We start from the raw sequence: 18,864 nt of genomic DNA, 5'->3' as shown, positions 1-18,864 counted from the left end.
ATGATTCCAATTAAATTAACTATCGATGGGTTATACTCCTATCAAGAAAAACAGACAATTGATTTTACAAGTCTAATTGAAGCTGGTCTATTTGGAATTTTTGGAAAAGTAGGTTCAGGAAAGTCTTCTATTTTAGAAGCTATTTCTTTTGGATTATATGGCGAAAGCGAACGATTAAATGCTCGTGATAATAGAGCATATAATATGATGAATTTAAAATCTAATCGTTCTACGATTGATTTTGAATTCTATAATTTTCAAGATAAGAAATATAGAATATATCGCGAGTTTAAAAGGAACTCAAAGAAATTTGAAGATGTTAAGCGCGGTGATGCTATTCTATATGAATGGAAAGAGGAAGAATGGATCCCGTTGCCAGAATTAAATATTGAAGAAATAGTAGGATTAAGCTATGAAAACTTTAAACGTACTATTATTATTCCGCAAGGAAAGTTTAAAGAGTTTATAGAGCTGAAAGGTGCTGAACGCACCAGAATGATGCAAGATATCTTTGGATTAGATCGTTTTGATTTAGCTAATAAGACGAAAGCAATCTATGGCAAGGATAAAGAGAGTTTGAATCTGTTGCAAGGACAATTAAAGAGTTATGCACAGGTGTCTAAAGAGGAGATTGGCCTAAAGAAAGAAGGGCATCAAAAGCATAAGGAAAAGTTAGCTACCCTTTCTTCGGAATTCAAAAAGGAAAATGAAGCCTACCAACAGCAAAAGGTGGTGAAGGATGATTTTGAACTTCTTGTTGTAAAAAAGGCAGAACTCCTTCAGCTTCAAGAGAAAATACCTCAGATACAAAAACAGAAGAAGGAAATAGAGCAGTATCAACAGATAGATAAAGCTTTTACATCTTTATTAAATGAGCAAGAGACAACACATAAAAAACGTATTCAAAAAGAAGAACAGTTTAACAAGATAAATAATGATGTTGTTATTCTTAAAGAACAATTTGAAAAAACAGCTAAGGAATTAAAAGTTGCAGAAGAGCATTATGCGGGACTTGAACATCTCAAAGCAGAACGTTATGAATTAGATTTAATAAAGGCGATTAAAGGTGCTACTGAGAAGAGAGAAGTCTTAAATGAACAATACCAAAAAGGGAATGATTTTGTAGTACATGCTGAAAAAGCATTAATTGATAGCAAAGAACATCTCTTACATAAAGAACAAGAATTAGAAAAAGCAAAGAGTAGTCGCATAGATTCTAATTTAATAATGGCTATAGGAGAATGGTTTAATCATTATAATTTTTTTCAAAAAGGAATAGAAGAAATAGTAAATCGCATTAAGCTTATAAAAGGTGATATTGGAGTAATTGACGATGAAATTAAGCAGTTAAAGTTAAAGGACATAACTCAATGGGAAAGAGAAATTGAAAACTTTAGACTAAAATTTGATAAGGAACAGTCTGCAATAGAGACAGCATTACGTCATTTAAATGTATCTCAGCAGTTGACACAATATGCAAATGATTTGCATCAAGGTCAACCTTGCCCATTGTGTGGTGCAATAGATCACCCTCATTTATTGCAAGGTAATGATGTTTCCACAGCTATTAAAACCAATGAGTTATTACTAGAAAAAGTAAAAGATAAGCAGGCTCGCTTGATACAATACGAACGCAAAGCAGCAGCGTTATTTGATAAACGTCATTTACTTTTTACACAGCTTAAAGAAGAACAAGAAAAAGAACAAACTATTCAAATACAAGTAGAGCAACATCAGCAGCAATTTGTTTGGAATATAATTGAGAAAGGCAATTATAAACAATTTGAGAAGCTTAAGAAAATGGCGGAATCTATTGCTCAGCATATCGAGTTTCTAGAAAAAGAGTTTTCTATATTAACTAAATCTGTTGAGAAAAATAGAAACAATCTTGAATTAGCTAAGAATAAATTAAGTAGTATTGAACTAGAAAAAACAAAATTAGAAAGTGAGATATTATCTAAAAGTGCACAAATAATACGTTTGCAAATTGAAACTTATGTCAACTTAGATGTAGATTCATTGGTTCAGCAGATAAAGCATAGAGATGAAAATATAGCTTATATAGAGAAACGTTTTAAAGATTTATCTACTGAATACCAAAAGTTGTCACCAGCTTTAGCGGCTTTACAAGCTGAGCAAAAGACATTGCAAGAAACTATTATAGAGTTAAAAGCACTATTGGAACGCATATCATTGGATATCGATGGTCTAATACAGCAGTTTCAATTATCATCTTTAGATGAGGTTCGCGCTATATTATCAAAAAATATAAATGTTTCAGAGTTAAACAGTGAAATTCAAGCTTTCGAAGTCCAATTAGAAGTTGTCCGCAATCAAGTTGAAACACTAGAAAAGAAACTAGATAAAGTATCTTTTGATACAGATCAATTTGCAAAGCAAGAAGTTATAGTACTTGAATTAGAGAAGCAAGTTAAAGAAATCTCTGAATTAGTGGCAAGATTAGCAGGAGAAATAGAACGTCTTGAAAAAGATTATGCGACAAAACAGGCTTTGGAAAAAGAGTTAGAAAAAGTAGAAAAGAGAGTTACAAATCTTGGTGTATTAATGAATATGTTTAGTGGTGCAGGGTTTGTTAATTATGTATCTACTATCTATTTGCGAAACTTATGTGATATGGCTAATCATCGTTTTCATCGCTTAACAAATAATCAATTGAGTTTGCAATTAAATGATAATAATGATTTTGAAATTATTGACTACTTAAATAATGGAAAAGCAAGAAGTGTAAAAACTCTTTCTGGAGGACAAAGTTTTCAAGTTTCTTTGTCATTAGCTTTAGCATTGGCAGAAAGTGTGCAAAGTTTATCTAAGTCTAATAAGAATTTCTTTTTTATTGATGAAGGTTTTGGAACGCAAGATGCTGATGCCGTAAATATTGTTTTTGAAACATTGAGTAACCTCCATAAAGAGAATCGCATTGTAGGTATAATATCACATGTCGATGAACTTCAAGAGCGTATTCCAATGTCTCTTTCTATTCACAAAGATGAAGAGAGGGGAAGTTTAATTGAAGTCAACATATAAGCAACATACTATTTTGAATAGGATAGCTATTGTCACGATCAATTATATTGAAATCATCAAGATCAACTTATAAAATACGATATAGTAAATAGCTGAATTATTAATAATAGCTGTACAGTTATAGTAGGACGAGACAAGAGTTATTGTAGTACTAGATACGGTGATTCCATAGTGAGTCCATTATGAGTCCATAGTGAGTCTATTAAATGTAGGATTTTAATAGACTCACTATGGATTCTTTATTCAATCAATATACTTCTATCTGCATATAATCTAGTCTAATACTACTGTTTTTATCTATAGTATAGTTAGATGAGTATTAAAAAAAACAGTTTTATGAATGATAATAAAGCTACTGTCTATTAGGATTCACTACTTGTATGTGATATAATAATAAAACGATTTAGGACTGTAATTGCTAATCCAAAAAAAGCAATAATAGAAAAAGCAGTTTTTAAAGAAGAATGTTCCGCTATAAAACCAATAACTGGAGGTCCAAGAAAGAAGCCGATAAATCCAATACTAGTTACAAGCGTTAAAGCTTGCTGGGGTGGCATGACTTTATTATGTCCTGCAAGATTATATACCATAGGTACAACTGCTGACACACCAAAACCTACAATCATAAAAGAGAAAATAGTAGAATATAAGCTAGGATAAACTACTGCTGCTATTAATCCAATGAAGATTAAGATACCACAGATTGTTAATGTATTGTGTTCTCCGTATTTTCTTACTGTATAATCTGATATGAATCTACCACTTGCCATGGCAAACATATAAGCTGTAAGACCATATCCCATTACCTGTATAGGTGAATGCACAATCGTTTTCATATATTCACTAGACCAATCAGTCATAGTGCCCTCCGCTACCATTGCAAAAAAAGCTAATAATCCTAACAATGCTAAATTGCGGTCTGGTAATATAAAACCTTTCTTGTTTTGTGACAGATTATTTTCTTGAGGTTGTGTGTTATCAGGTACTAAGTATTTAAAAAGACAGATAGCTACAATGATTCCAATAGAGGAGAAATATATAAAATGCTCAAGAGGTGGAACGTGTTTACTAATCATTTCAGCTCCAATCCAAGCGGCAAAAAAGCCTCCAATACTCCATGTACCATGAAATGATCCTATAATTTGCCCTTTGTATTGTTTGGAAACATTAATGGCTTGTGTATTTATAGCAATGTTTGTGAGATTACTAAATATTCCAAACATTACTAAATTAAATTTCAATTGCCATAAAATATTCCAATAGCCAATTCCTACTAATAAAATGAAATACAAAATCAAAAAGGTAATAGTTGATTTCTTACTACCTAATTTAGCAATTAGTTTGCCTGCGAAAGGCAGTGAAATTAGGGTACCTATAGAAATATAAAGTAATACAAATCCCCATGCAGATTCCCCTACATTAAATGCTTCTTTTATAGTAGGTATGCGTGATGCCCACGAGGCAGAAATTCCGCCAAAAAAGAAAAAAAGGATAGTAACAGCAATTCGGGGTAAGTGTTTTTTCATAGTTTAATTAAGATGAATTATATAACGTAATAATAATCGTTCTATTTTCTGCAATAATAAAAAAAGTCTACTTTTAACAAGTAGACTTTTGCTTTAATTTTTTTGAATTGCATTCACAATGTCTTGTAAGTTGATATTAAAGTCCATTAACTGTCCTAATATTTGTCCTACTTGATTGTCTTTTCCTGCCATACCTAGCTTGCGTTGTTTTAAGAAAATGTCTTTTATCTCTTGCCAGCGCTCTTGCTCTTGTGGACTAAGCTTATTAGTAATTTCCTTTAATTTTAATAGGTTAGCTTCTGTGTCTGAGGTTAATGTTTGTGACTCATTTTCGTAATGGGTCATTATTAACTCCTCTATTTCTGCATCATTCATTAAAGGGACAATCTTACCTACCATCTTACTCATATCGCGATAAGAACCTTGTAATTTGAAAGCTGGTTCTATTCTGTAAGCATCATCGGTACCAGCACTTGAAATGTAGTTTTGGTTTACCTTTAAAACTACATCTCTTACTTTAATACATTTTTTAAGAACGGCATTAAACTCCTCTATTTCTTGAGCACTATAGTTACCTTCAAGGTTCAATGCTTCTTCTGAACGTGTTTCAATATGTTGCACTAACTTGTAAAAATCATCTAAACTTTGACTACTTAATCGCTGTAGATATGGATTTTCAGCAATAGCATTTTCTAATAAACTAAGCTTAAATAGATGCTCTGTATTTCCTATGACATCTCCTAAGTTATAGGTGTCAGCACGATTGGCTAACATATCTGGGATTTGAAATTTCTCTCCAGATTCAGTATAGGGGTTCCCCGCCATAATAATACAGAAGCGCTTTCCTCTTAAGTCATAGGTTTTACTTTCACCCTCAAAGATTCCATCCATCTTACGTTGACCATCAGCTAAAGAGATAAACTTTTGTAGAAATTCAGAACTTAAATGTTGAATATCATCTAGATATAGCATAACGTTGTCTGCCATTTCAAATGATAAGTTTATTTTTTTCAATTCTTCTCTAGCTCCAGAAGTTTTTGCTTCTGTAGGGTCTATTGACGTAATGGAATGCCCAATAGTAGGACCATTTATCTTGACAAAATGAAGTCCTAGTGTATTGGCTAAGTATTCCATTAGCGTAGTCTTTCCGTATCCAGGAGGTGAAACTAATAACAGCATACCCATTCTCGCAGTTCGCTTATTATCACCGTAAGCACCTAACTGTTTGGTTAGATTATTGCCAATTAACGGGAAGTAAACCTCATTAATCAGTTTATTTCTTACAAAAGAAGTAAGTACCCTTGGTTTTAATTCATTGATTTTTAAAGACTTTTTGTATTCAGCAAGAATGGATTCTTTCGTCTGGTTAAAGTCTTTAAACTCTGGAACTGATATGGATTCAAATAAATCTAATTTTTTAATAAACTCATGATAATCTAATGTGTAATTGTCATTAACAATTAAAGGGTGATTTCCTTTTAGATTATCTAGTACAATGGTATCATTACCTTCTTCTAATGTGTAATTATATTGATTTTCAAAAAGTAACAGACAGCATGCTTCATCAATATACTTCTTAGAGATTGCTATTTCTTCATTATTTTCTATATATGAATATAACCAGTTTTGTATCAGATAAAATCTATCAATAGTGGATAAGGTATTATCGCGGATATCATCTTCAAAAGAGATATTTAATTTTTGTTGCTGTAAAAACTGTAAGAACTGTTTTTTTAATTGAGAGGCTTGACCTGATTTTGTAAAGTATAGGCCAGTAGCAAATTCATAAAAAAGATATTTGCTAATTGCTACGCTATACAAAGGTTGTTTTAAAGGAGATTGCCACTTACTATACAACTCTTGAATTTGCTCAAGAATATAGTTATAGTTTGTACTATTTGGAAAAGCCTTTAATACGATTGTTGCACTATTAATGTTTTTTAAAATAGTGTTTTTTTGCTCTTCTTTTAAGTCATACCAAAACATTTGAGCAGTAACACGAATACTAGGTGAATAGGTAAGAATACCTAACTCTTGTTTTAAGGTCAATAAAGATTGGCAGATTTGATCTGCATCAAAATCATGCACACCTTTTAAATAACCTTCTGAATAGTTTTGTTCTGTACGCAGTTTTATCTCTGAAGCAATATCAGTATCAGGAATATCGTTTTTAGCCTTAAATACTTGATATGCTAAATATTCTGCTCTATAAACTTGATTGTTCTCTGATATGATATCTTGATTCCAAATATCTTTGTATTGGTATATTTTATCATTTTGGATAGGGTAGTAGAAGCTAGTACCTATTAAATGATAAAATAAAAGGTCATTTCGTCTAACAATAGTTAAGTCTAGAGGTTGTTTATTAACTAAAAACTTGTGATTGCCTAGGCTAATAATATTCTCTCCATCAGCAAAAAGATCTTGTTTATCTCTTAAAGCACGTAATGCATCTTCTTGACTAGTCTTTATACTATTCTCTAAATTCTCTGCTTTAGATACATCACCTAGATCTTTTAACTCTATTATTAGTTGACGAACTTTATCAACCATTAAATCAGTTGAGAAAAAAGAATGTATTTCTTCTTTTGTTTTAAAAGAAGCGCTTTTGTTTTCAATGTTTTTTAGAATTCGTAAACCAATTTGCTCTAATGAAGTAGTACGTCGATTAATTTGTTCTACTAATTGAGTTTTTCTAGCATCAAATGCTTTTAGTACTTCTTCTCTCTTATCAGCGATTTTTAAAATGAAATCATCGAAATCGGCAAATTTACTTTCTAATTCTTCTACCTGTACACTTACTTTTGAGTAGTATTCATCACATTTGTCAGGTGTATTAGCTAATTCTAAAAAGTTAATAATACTTTGGTCAAGCAAAGTAAGTTGCGCATGGAATTCAGCAATAGACTCATTTGTTCGCAATGAATCTAATTTTCGTTTTAGTTGCGCTCTTACCTCATTTAAAGAAGCAAAAATTACAGATATCTTCTCAATTATTTTTGTTGCTTGCGTTGTATCTTCAATTTTTAAACTATTAAGTATATCTATTAATAATTCTAGTTCTGATGATATCTGTTTACAATTCTCGTCAATGGCATTAGCATCGATAACTTTGGTAACCTCTGTTACTTTCTCTTTTTGGAGTACTACTTTCTCTTCGTAAGGGATTAAAGCATCATCACGTAATAAGAAAGAGATAGTTTTATTAGATAATACCTCGTTTGTTTTACCTAGTTGATCTTGATATTTTTCAAGTATTGCAACATCAATATATTTTGTTTGACGTGCATTGATAACTTCACCTACTAATTTTCTGTTTTCAGCTAATAGATTGACTAAACTTTCTAAGGTTTCTCCTTTAGCATTTTTTACATTGAAGAGTTGCTTATCTACTTTAGCCTTTAAATCAGTTAACAGACTATTTGCTTTTTTTCGCTGAGTCTGAACTTTTTCAAATTCATCAATAGCAGTATTAGCAATGTTTCTTATTTGCTCAAGTGGAACAGCTAATTGTTGTGTTTCTTTCTGATTAATCCAAAAATAAGCATCGATAGTATCATTAGCTTTTTTTGCAATGTCATTATACAATCCCTCATAAGAATCTTCTTTATCAATAAGGTGAATAATTTCTTGACATTCTGCCATCGCTTTGACGATATCTTTATTCCCTATTTTATAAAGTTGATTGTCTTTTTGAGTAGTGTTCTCAATAAGTTGGCTTGCATATGGAGTTTGCCAAATTTGAACTACGTGGTGTTTTACCGCCTCTTGTTCTGAACGAAAATAAATCAACTTTCCATCAGAAAACATGGTGAAACCATTACAGATAATTGGCGTTTCAACTTGTTGTTTGATGATATTGTAAGACATCAACATATAAATGTTGTTCTCTGACTGATAAAATAAATACAGAAAATCTTCTCCATTATGAGAAGGGATAGTTCTTACATATTCTAAATCTTTAATAACATTGTCAAAGATTTTATAATCTCCATTTTGTAAATAATATCCACTAGAAAAGATGATTCCTTGTCCATCCGGTAATAAGATTCCTGTATCGTTTAATGCAGGAACATTAATGACTTGTTTGGTTTTATTATTAAAAATGAAAGCTCTAAAGTCTTCTTGATATGGCTTTATTTTGATTAAAATAAAGTTATTCAGATCAGCATAGTAATAATCTGCATCATCTAATTGCTGATCAGGATTCTTAACAGGCTCTCTATAAATACCTTGTCCATCATCAGTATTGTCCTCAATCTTAAAAGTAATATCTCCACCGACAGCTTCTATAAATACTTTGTCAAGAATCGAAATATGTGGATGTACACCTAGTCTTCTGTTTTCTAAGGTAGTTTTTATCCAATTGAACTCAAACTGTGAAGCTTTCTGTACTTCATGAATACTTCTGTCATCAATATAGGTAAGCTTATTGTCTTTTATAAGCCATTTGAATGCTTTAAGATCTTCAGTCTTTTTACTTGTTTGGAAAACCATGTATAAATAGTTCTCCGTTCTTTTGAAACGACTAAATATAGAGTCCCTATAATATTTGTATAAATTCTTATAGTCGTTTATGAAATTATTGTCAGTAATGAATTCAAGTGACTCAGGGTAAAATTGATTATTTTCAAATCGATAAATACTAAAGACATCACTAAGTTGTATATCAGTTTTTAGACCAAAATGGACATTATAGGCAAAGATACAGATGGAATCAAATGCCATAATTCCTCTTGCAATACAGTTATTATCTGTTGTGATACGCTGATTTGCTATCAGTTTTAAATCTATCGAACTAAAAACCTCTTTTCTCTCATCATTAAGAATATTTAATCGTTGGATTAGATTTCCTTTTTGATCTTGAAGTCTTCTTTGGATAATTTCGTATGTGCTAGAATCAAGTGATTCTATATGTTGATTTTCTAATTCAGCCATAAAGATAAAATACTAAGAAGTCAATTATTTTCGATTGACCTTAGGTAATTAAATGGTATGATAAGAACAAAGATTACTCTTTATACAAGAGTAATCTTTGTTCTATAATTAAGACAGTTTCTGATTGCCAATACCCAAAGATTGTACAGTATTAGCAATAGTACTTAATAAGCCAGAATTTTCTTCAGTAGCATTTTGTTGCATTTTCATCACCAAAGATGCAATGCTTAAATTCTTAAGATCTTCTGAAGTTATATTAAACTGCTTAGCATAATAACGGATATTATCAAACAGCTCACCGTTATTAGTTCCATCACCGATTAAAGCATTTTTTATATCCTGTGCATTTTTACTTTTTCCTATAAGGCTATCAAAGCCTTTAGCACGAGTTACTTGGTTTACAATATTTTCGAAGAACATCGTTTCTCCACCTACGATATCAATATTTGCATTTTGTAGGGCAGAAGATAACACTTCCGCTTGTGATAGAGCAATGTCTTTTTGTATATTGATTTGACTTAATTCAATTTCTTTTTCTTTTTGAAGTTTTAATTTGAATTCTTCGTGTTCTTTACCTACACTATTCATTTGCTTCATTGCCTCAGCTTTTTCTCTAATTCCATCAGCATCTGCTAATGCTTTTTGTTTAGACACTTCAGCTTCAGCTAGTCCTTCTTTTCGTTTTGCTTCTGCTTTAGCTTCAATTCCTACAGCTTCTGCAGTAGCTATTCTCTGGATATTAGCAGCTTGTACAATACTTTGCTGCTCTACAGCTTCAGCTTTCGCTTTAATTACTTCAGCTTCAGCTAATCCTAAAGTAGCATCTTCTCGTGCTTGTGCATCAGCTAATATTTTTCTTGCTTCCGCTTGTTTTAAAGAAGCTTGCTTTTGCGCTTCTGCTTCTATAAGCATTTGTTGTGATACTTGCTCTTGTGCTTGCTTTTGTGCTTCAGCAGCTTTTATTGTTTTGATTAATTGTTCTTCAGCTTCTTTGCTTGCAAGCGTTATACCTGCTTTCTTTTGTCTTTCGATTTCACGTAATGTCTCAATGTCTTTTACATTTTGTTGTTCTTCAATCACTCCTTTTTCAAGTTGAACACGTTCACGAATAACATCTTGAATAGTTTTACGCTCTTCTTCTATAGCTTTTTCTTTTGTTATCTGAGCAAGAGATACTATACGCTCTCTTTCAGTTTGTTCTAAAGCTCTATCTTTTTCTACTCTTTCGGTTTCTACAGCATCCGTTCTCTCTTTGTTTTTAGCAGCAATAATGACTTGACGTAGTTTGTTTTCTTCTAATACAGCTAGGCTTTCTTCTGTAGCAATACGTACACTTTCTGCTTTTAAGCGTTCTTCTTCACGTACTTTTTGTATTTCAGCTTCTTCACGTGCTCTAATGTTGTCAACTTCTCTTCTTTGTTTTTCTTCTTTTTCAGATAATTGTCTTTCTAATTCTAGAATAGCTTCGCGAGCTTCAACATCTTGCTTTTTAATTACTTTTTGCTCATCTCTGCGAATAAGGTTAGCATTGATGTTTTGTATAGCAGTTAATTCTGTAATTTTTTTAATACCCTCTGAGTCTAGAATGTTTTGTGGATCTAGGAAAGAAAGATTCGTTTGTTCTAAATAGTCAATTGCACAGTCGTCAAGGATATAACCATTTAGATCAGTACCTATAATATCGATAATTTCATCTCTGAATTCTCTACGAGCTTCATATAGTTCTATAAATTCAAATTTTTTACCAACTGTTTTTAAAGCTTCAGAGAATTTTGCTTCAAAGATATTTCTTAGCGTTTCTACATCACTTGCTCTTTCACAACCAAGAGTTTGTGCTACATTGATGACATCATCTATAGATTTATTTACTCGGATGAAAAAAGCAACTTTTATATCTGCACGAATGTTATCTTTACAAATTAATCCTTCATTTTGCATTCTGTCAATTTGTAATTTTTTTACAGAAATATCCATTATTTCCATTTTGTGAAAAACAGGAACAACATATATTCCTTTGTTGAAAGCAATTTTTGTTCCGCCTACACCTGTGCGAACAATAGCTTTTCCTTGTGGGATTTTTTTGTAAAATGAGGCAAGTATAGCAAAAAACAATAGTACTAATACAAATAAAGCACCTATTATTATTGCTATTAAAGTTCCTAGTCCATATTCCATAACGAATTTATTTAGTAGTTATATATTACTTTTTCAATGAATTTTTCTTACCGTATAGATATTATTATGTTTATTCGATTTATTAATTACAAGAACCTTGTCTCCATACATTAAGGGGGTTCCATCATTACTTTCGACAAGTATTTTTACGGGGTCATTGTCTATTACTATCTCAATATTTCCTCTTTTATTAGCAGTTATAGATGAAATCATTCTTCCTTCTTTACCTATAAAGTCTATCGCTACTTCCCCTTGATAACCAGTTTTATGAAGAAATTTAGCTATAGGTGTAGTAGCATAGTGAGTAAAAAAAATAGCAATAAAAGAAAGTGGAATCAAAATAATAACAGATGTCATTCCTAATGAAGCTACTTTAGGAACAGTAGTTACGAGTAATGTCCCTGCCCAAGTGAAAAATTTAAACAAAGTAAGTACTATCATAAAAGGTACTTTTCCTATGTTCATATAATGCATGATCTTTACAAAAATACTGAGGTCAGCGTGTGATGGAATGTCAGTGGCGTGCTGTAAATCTTTAACGTTATTGAAGTCAGAATTGCTAAAATCGCCATTGTGCTGTATGTTATTATCTATATCAGCATCTGCATCTACATCTATCTCTGCATCTACGTCTACGTCTACATCAACGTCAATATCAAAATCAGAATTTATATCAATATCCACATTATCTATTCCTCCAACTATAAATGAAAATAACCAATAGACAAAAGAGATAATCATCAAAACTGTCATTATTGCATTTGGTAGAGGATTAAATAAATGATGAATTAACTCTGTCATTTAATATATATTTGGTTAAAGTGTGTTTTTTTTGAAGAGTAATTATTTTTTTTACATAACAAATATATAAAATATAGTATTACATAAATAGGTTAAATTATATTTTGTTAATTTATTTTTATTTTATTTATTTGTGTTTCTGTTAAAGCAAAAGCAATTAAAAAAAGGTATTAGATGTGATGTCTAATACCTTTTTTTTTATCTAATAGAAAAATTTATTATTTAACTCAAGCCTTCAATAAGCCCATCAATTAAATCTATTTTAGTTGCTTGTGGAACTTTTGGTAGCCCTGGCATTCTCATAATGTCTCCTGCTATCGCTACTATAAACTCGGCTCCTCGATTAATAACAATATCATTAATTGTTAAATCAAAATCTTTAGCTACACCATAAGCGTGAGCATCAGAGGAGAATGAATATTGTGTCTTAGCTATACATACAGGGAATAAGTCTAATTCTGTACCCTTGATCTGTTTTAGTTTGCGTTCTGCTAGTGGACTAAAGTTAACTGATTTTGCTTCATATATTTTCGTTGCAATAGCTTCTATTTTTTCGCTAATTGATAATTCATTTCCGTAAGGGAATTGCAATTTTTTACTAGGGGTGTTTTCGATTGTATCTACAACGACTTTAGCTAATGAAATAGCACCTTCTCCTCCTTCAACAAAGGCATTATTGATAGCAAAACCTATATTTTTGTTTTTACAATATTCCTTTACAATATTGATTTCTTCAATATCATCAGTGGCATATTTATTAAATGCAACAACAATACTTTGTCCGTAAGACTGAATATTTTCTACATGTTTATTTAAATTGTCTAAACCTTTTTGAATTCCTTCGATATGCTTTTGCTTGATTTCTTCAAGAGGAATGCCACCATGCATTTTAAGACCTTGCGCTGTAACTACGATGACAGTTAGTTTTGGTTGTAATCCTGATTTTCTACATTTGATGTCAAAGAATTTCTCTGCTCCCAAATCAGCTCCAAAACCTGCTTCTGTAATAACATATTCACCATAACTCATCGCCATTTTTGTAGCTATAACAGAGTTACATCCATGTGCAATATTGGCAAAAGGACCTCCGTGAATAATAGCTGGGGTATTTTCTGTTGTTTGAACTAAATTAGGGTTAATAGCATCTTTTAGTAATACTGTGATCGCTCCTGCAATACCTAAGTCTTTAACTGTAAACATACTGCCGTCATGACGATAGCCTAAAAGTATATTTTCTATACGTCTTCTTAAGTCATTGATATCAGTCGAAAGACATAGAATAGCCATTATTTCTGATGCTGGTGTGATATCAAAGCCTGTTTCTTGAGGTACACCATTTGAATTCCCTCTCAAACCTGATACTAGATAGCGAAGACTTCTATCATTAACATCTAATACACGTTTCCACAAAATCTCTTTAATGCCATTTTCTTGATTTCTATTTTGATAAATATAGTTGTCAAATAATGCACTAATTGTGTTATGAGCAGAAGTAATTGCATGGAAATCACCTGTGAAATGTAAATTGATATTTTCCATTGGTAATACCTGCGCATAACCACCACCTGCAGCTCCACCTTTCATACCGAAACACGGTCCCAGTGAAGGTTCTCTTAAAGCAACTATTGCATTCTTACCAATCTTGTTTAATCCTAAAGCTAACCCAATTGATACAGTTGTTTTTCCAATACCTGCTTTTGTTGGAGTAATAGAGGTTACTAAAATGAGATTTGATTTATTGATATTATCTTCTATTTCTGCCTCTATTGGAAGTTTTGCCATGTATTTACCATAAGGTATAAGTAGCTCTTTATCTACACCAATTTTATCAGCAATGTTTTGAATATTTTCTAGAGTACACTCCCTAGCGATTTCGATATCTGTTTTCATTTAAAATAATTAGTTTGTGTTGTTATAATAAGAAGTAAAGATAATTTAATTGTTCTTATTTTTTATTAAAAATACAAGTAGCTTGAAAACTAATAAGTTACTTTTTTTATTTATTGTAATAAGAGTAGGAGAGTAGTAATATTATTGTTTTGCTAAGAAGTGAATAGAAAGGGTTAATATATTAAGGACTTTTATTAGTTTTTATATATAAATTTTTAAGTATATATTTACAGCTTTATTATTTATATTATTATTAAGTATGAAAACTGAGGCAGATTTAAAAGAAAGAAGTGGTAATAAATGTGAGTTATGTGAGGCAACTGGGCATTTAAACGTCTATGATGTACCTCCTGCAGCTGCAAATGAAGCAGATAAAGAAATTTACATTTGTGATACTTGTTTAGAGCAAATCGAAAAGAAACAAGAATTACAAGCAGATCATTGGCAATGTTTAACTACTTCTATGTGGAGTGAAGTACCTGCAGTTCAGGTAGTAGCATGGAGAATGTTAAATCGTTTTCGCAATGAAAGTTGGGCTGCTGATAGTTTGGATATGATGTATTTAGATGATGAATTACTTGAATTTGCAAAAGCGACAGGTGATCATACTGGTGATGGTACTATAGCTTTACACAAGGACTCTAATGGTAATATACTAGTAGCTGGAGATACAGTTACACTTATTAAAGATTTAGACGTGAAAGGTTCTACTTTAAATGCTAAAATAGGTACAGCTGTTCGTAATATTAGATTAGTACATGATAATGTTGAACAGATAGAAGGTAAAATTGATGGTCAAACGATTGTTATCCTTACCAAGTTTGTTAAGAAACAAGCATAATATTTTTAGAAAAATAAATAGAGAGGCTGTCCAATAAAGACAGCCTCTTCTTTTTGTAGTTATTTAGTTACTTCTATGTTGAAATATTTGGGATGCAAAAATTTACTCTATACCCTATTCATCTACCTTTTTAGACTAATATTTGTATATCTAAAGTTGGTCTTTAAGCCATTTAGGTATACTAAATTCTTTAATGAGATGGGCTAGTGGGTAATTGTTATAATTTAATTTGTTTAACCACAGAACTTCCTCAATTTCTGCATTGGGTTTAAAATCTAGATAATCTATTTGAATATGAAAGATATCAGCAGTTACTGTAGTATTTGATTCATTGATTGCTTCTGTACTATGACTTCCTATAAATGAAACATCTTTTGCTGAAATTTGAAAATTAAGTTCTTCTAATAATTCTCTTTTAAGCGCTTGAAAAGAATTTTCATTTACTTCTATTTTTCCCCCAGGCATCATATAATATTTTGATCCCTTTTTTCTGACAGTTAATAGTTCCGAATTTTGATTTGTAATAATAGCTGATGCTAAGTATATTTTATTATTTGACATAGTAATGTTATTTGGAGTAACCAAGTGAGATGAATACAAAATTAGTTATTAAAAGGAACAAAAGGACCTTTTTTATAAGGGATAGGCTTTGTAGTTATAATAAGTATTTGTTTTATATCTGTTTTGATTATTTAATGAAAAAGCATCTTTAGCGATTTTGAAATTATTGATAGGTAATAGAGGGTATATATAAGTTCTTTAACTGTAGTGTAGCAATGCGTTGATATTTCTGTAGTTGTTTTTATGGAGTTTTGATGATTCATTGATTAATAAGTGCAGTAGATATTGTGGTTAAAGTGATTGTTACTTGTTTATTGGTAGCAGTATCTTGTCAAATAGTTTGGTCATTATTATTTTATGTAAAGATTGTCTTGACTTTTGTAGAATAAAGAAAGGTAATAGAAATTTGTGCCGCTAACCAAACAAAACTTACAATCCTGGGTACCATGTACTGCATTAGATAGTATAAAATTAGATATAGTTCCACACTAGCCACTTCCAAAAAGAGAATTTAAAGCAAAATCCCAATTCAAGAGGTCGTTAATGCTATATGATATAAATTAAAAAGTCAAGGTGACTTCAAGTTATTAGACCACTATTAGATATTTTTACAGTATAATTATTTAATAGTGATATCAGCTTTATTTGAATAATACTTAAAATATTTATTAGGTTAATTATTTATTAGGAATAAGCTTTTATTGTTTTTTTAAACACTGATAATGAGTTGTTTATATGTTTGTTGATTTGATGACTTGCGAAAGCGTATATTGTTAATTTTATAGAGTTATTACTATTTATATAGGATTATAATTAGGTAAATTGAAAAAAAAGAGGTTAATGTTTAAAAAAGTATTTACAGTAAAAAAAAATGTTATACCTTTATAAAATAATAGGATATAGTCAAAGTACTGTATAAATAAGTTTGTTGAATTTAAAAAATAAAAGCCCACTAGGTGGCACAAATGACCAACGCAATGTTAAAAGAAGAGTTTACCGCATTATTTAGAGGATATAAAATTCCAAAAGATTTAAAAAGTTTATTTGATTTTCAAGTATCTGAAGGAATTCCCTCTTTCTATTCAAACGCACTTTATCTGATAGATGAAGATCCAGAAATAATTCAAGATTTTTCGGATGACACTAACTTTGTTGATTCTTTTATTCCGTTTGGGGAGGCTGATACAAATGGTAGTTATTATGCTTTTTGGATTAGAGATAAGAATAATTCGTCATTAGAGAATGCACCAATAGTTGTTTTTGGTGGAGACGGAGGAATGTTTGTAGTGGCAAAAAACATTAAAGATTTATTGTTAATTGCTTCGTATGATGTAGAGCCTATAATTGATGTAGATGAAATAAGTTTTCCAGATAAAGAAGTTTTAGAAGAAGACGGTGAGTTTACTGCAACGGAATTTAACAAGGAATATTTAGATTGGTTACGCAATGAAGTTAAGTTAAAACCAATTGTTGTTATTGCTGATTTAGATCAACTTTTAGAAGACGCACAGAATCAATATGGTAGTGAACTAGTTGAGTTTGCAAAGTCATTTGATGTAGAAATATAGATATAATATAGTATATTGTTATACAAAAAAGAGGAGCACTACTGCTCCTCTTTTTTTTTGTAAAAAGTTTATAGAATTGTTAATATTATCAAAAAACTTTTTATCTTGGTCAAAAAATAAATTTTATGGATTTTAGAGAATTTGAAAAGGTAGAAGAGTTTAGAGAAAAGCCTAATAATTATTTAGCGCTATCTATAATTTCGACAATTTTAGGTTTGTGCTCTTGCATTGGTTTCTTAATTGGTATTGTTGCAATAGTATTTTCAGCATCAGTTAATTCAAAGTATAATGCAGGTGATTATGAAGGTGCTGTAAAAGCAGCTAAAACAGCGAAAATTATTAGTCTTGTTGTATTAGGTATTTTTGTTCTTCATGTTCTATATGGTATCTATCAAATTCAAGCAATGGGAGGTTGGGACATGTATATCCAATCTATTAGAGATGCTTACCAACAAGGTCTTGATGCAGGAAGAAATTAATGAAGGCATGGTTAATTAGAGGTTTTTTTGTTCTAAGCTTTATTCTTGTAATAGTTTTTTATTATAGAGTTAATTTAGAATCTCCTTTAGTAATGAGCTGTGTATTTTATGATACTACTGGATTAGAATGTCCAGGTTGTGGAGGACAACGCGCTGTTAAGGCTTTATTAATGGGAGAATTTAAAGATGCTTTCTATTTTAATCCATTAATTTATATATATATACCAATGTTAATTTTATTATCAATTGGGCTTTTAGAAGTATATATTATTAAAAATGAATGGTTTATTAAAAGATTTAAAATTCCTTCTTGGTTTGGTGTTTTATTTATAGTTGCTATTCTAAGCTTTTTTATAATTAGAAATTTAGATAAATTTTTGTAGCCTATTACGTAATAAAAGAGGAGCAATTATAAAATATGTAGAAAAAAACGGTTGGTGTTTACTAACCGTTTTTTTTTGTTATATATGATAACATACTACATTATAGTTATGTAATAACAATATTTTTTCACCTTGTATAAAGGCTATAAAAAGATAACGCTTTAAAAATTAGTTATTATAAAGGTGTGTATTTGAAATAAAGACATTTTATCAAATGGGAAAGATAAATACAAGAATACCATTTTAGAATTACAGCCGTGTTTTCTCTTATATATATAGATCTTACATTATAAAGCAAACAATAAAATAAAACTAAAAAAAGTTTACTGTGTAAAAGTATCAATAATAAACAGTTAAGAAATAATGTTGAATTTAGAGGGAAAATAAGGGATTAAAAGTTTGGAAGTAGTGAAAAAGGTGCTACTTTTGCATCCGCATTAGAGAAGTAATCTACGGCTCTAGAGGCAGACGATCATAAACAAGAATTGAGAAGCAGAATGGCGCTTATAATTTCAGAGAAATTTAATAAAAATAAATTTGGAGGGAATTAAAATAAGGTGTTATCTTTGCAGTCCGCTTCAGTAATAGCTGATGATTTGATAAGGCTTGAAAAAATAAATAGAAATATTTCAAAAAAAAGTTTTGTCAGTTTAGAAA

Annotated in this window: 11 protein-coding genes; 5 read left to right on the top strand and 6 right to left on the bottom strand. The window is 30.6% G+C overall.

All coding sequences use genetic code 11. From position 1 onward, the window contains the following. Positions 1-3,045, top strand: a complete 3,045-nt coding sequence (locus RH98_RS06665; RefSeq protein WP_010252203.1) for an SbcC/MukB-like Walker B domain-containing protein — start codon at positions 1-3, stop codon at positions 3,043-3,045. A gap of 362 nt (positions 3,046-3,407) precedes the next feature. On the opposite strand, the gene RH98_RS06660 is transcribed toward RH98_RS06665, so the two are convergent. The 5 genes from RH98_RS06660 to RH98_RS06640 all read right to left on the bottom strand — a co-directional run bounded on the left by RH98_RS06660 (position 3,408) and on the right by RH98_RS06640 (position 14,375). Continuing rightward, positions 3,408-4,571 carry an MFS transporter gene (locus RH98_RS06660; RefSeq protein WP_010252194.1) on the bottom strand — a complete coding sequence of 388 codons (1,164 nt, stop codon included), beginning with the start codon at positions 4,569-4,571 and terminating at the stop codon, positions 3,408-3,410. A gap of 93 nt (positions 4,572-4,664) precedes the next feature. Then, a complete protein-coding gene (locus RH98_RS06655; RefSeq protein WP_010252192.1) occupies positions 4,665-9,509 on the bottom strand; it encodes a DNA repair ATPase in 4,845 nt (1,614 codons plus the stop codon). A 108-nt stretch (positions 9,510-9,617) separates the two neighbouring features. After that, positions 9,618-11,684 carry a hypothetical protein gene (locus RH98_RS06650; protein ID WP_010252189.1) on the bottom strand — a complete coding sequence of 689 codons (2,067 nt, stop codon included), beginning with the start codon at positions 11,682-11,684 and terminating at the stop codon, positions 9,618-9,620. A gap of 33 nt (positions 11,685-11,717) precedes the next feature. Then, positions 11,718-12,485: an OB-fold-containig protein gene (locus RH98_RS06645; protein ID WP_010252175.1), complete on the bottom strand. Its 768-nt coding sequence runs from the start codon at positions 12,483-12,485 to the stop codon at positions 11,718-11,720. Between the two features lie 222 nt (positions 12,486-12,707). Next, positions 12,708-14,375, bottom strand: coding sequence for a formate--tetrahydrofolate ligase (locus RH98_RS06640; RefSeq protein WP_010252172.1), 1,668 nt, complete (start codon positions 14,373-14,375; stop codon positions 12,708-12,710). Positions 14,376-14,634: 259 nt separating this feature from the next. Between RH98_RS06640 and RH98_RS06635 the strand changes: the two genes are divergently transcribed. Then, the gene (locus RH98_RS06635) at positions 14,635-15,216 is read left to right on the top strand and encodes a PhnA domain-containing protein (protein ID WP_010252140.1); all 582 of its coding nucleotides are present in this window, start codon (positions 14,635-14,637) and stop codon (positions 15,214-15,216) included. 150 nt (positions 15,217-15,366) lie between these two features. Here the strand turns inward: RH98_RS06635 and RH98_RS06630 are convergent, their stop codons facing one another. Further along, on the bottom strand, positions 15,367-15,777 hold the full coding sequence (locus RH98_RS06630) for an NUDIX hydrolase (protein ID WP_010252137.1): 411 nt from the start codon (positions 15,775-15,777) through the stop codon (positions 15,367-15,369). Positions 15,778-16,742: 965 nt separating this feature from the next. On the opposite strand from RH98_RS06630, the gene RH98_RS06625 reads away from it, so the two are divergent. The 3 genes from RH98_RS06625 (at position 16,743) to RH98_RS06615 (ending at position 18,207) form a co-directional block, all read left to right on the top strand. After that, complete coding sequence (locus RH98_RS06625; protein ID WP_237717514.1) at positions 16,743-17,345, top strand: SMI1/KNR4 family protein; 603 nt, start codon at positions 16,743-16,745, stop codon at positions 17,343-17,345. Positions 17,346-17,470: 125 nt separating this feature from the next. Then, positions 17,471-17,824 (top strand): CD225/dispanin family protein, encoded by a 354-nt coding sequence (locus RH98_RS06620; RefSeq protein WP_010252132.1) that lies wholly within the window; start codon positions 17,471-17,473, stop codon positions 17,822-17,824. Continuing rightward, positions 17,824-18,207, top strand: coding sequence for a DUF2752 domain-containing protein (locus RH98_RS06615; RefSeq protein WP_010252129.1), 384 nt, complete (start codon positions 17,824-17,826; stop codon positions 18,205-18,207). The genes RH98_RS06620 and RH98_RS06615 overlap by 1 nt, the downstream gene beginning before the upstream one ends. The last annotated feature ends 657 nt before the right edge of the window (positions 18,208-18,864 follow it).

The organism is Myroides injenensis M09-0166, assembly GCF_000246945.1.
In the GTDB taxonomy this organism is placed as follows: domain Bacteria; phylum Bacteroidota; class Bacteroidia; order Flavobacteriales; family Flavobacteriaceae; genus Flavobacterium; species Flavobacterium injenense.
Note: the sequence above shows the minus strand (reverse complement) of the source record. Positions and strands in the feature narration are given on the sequence as shown.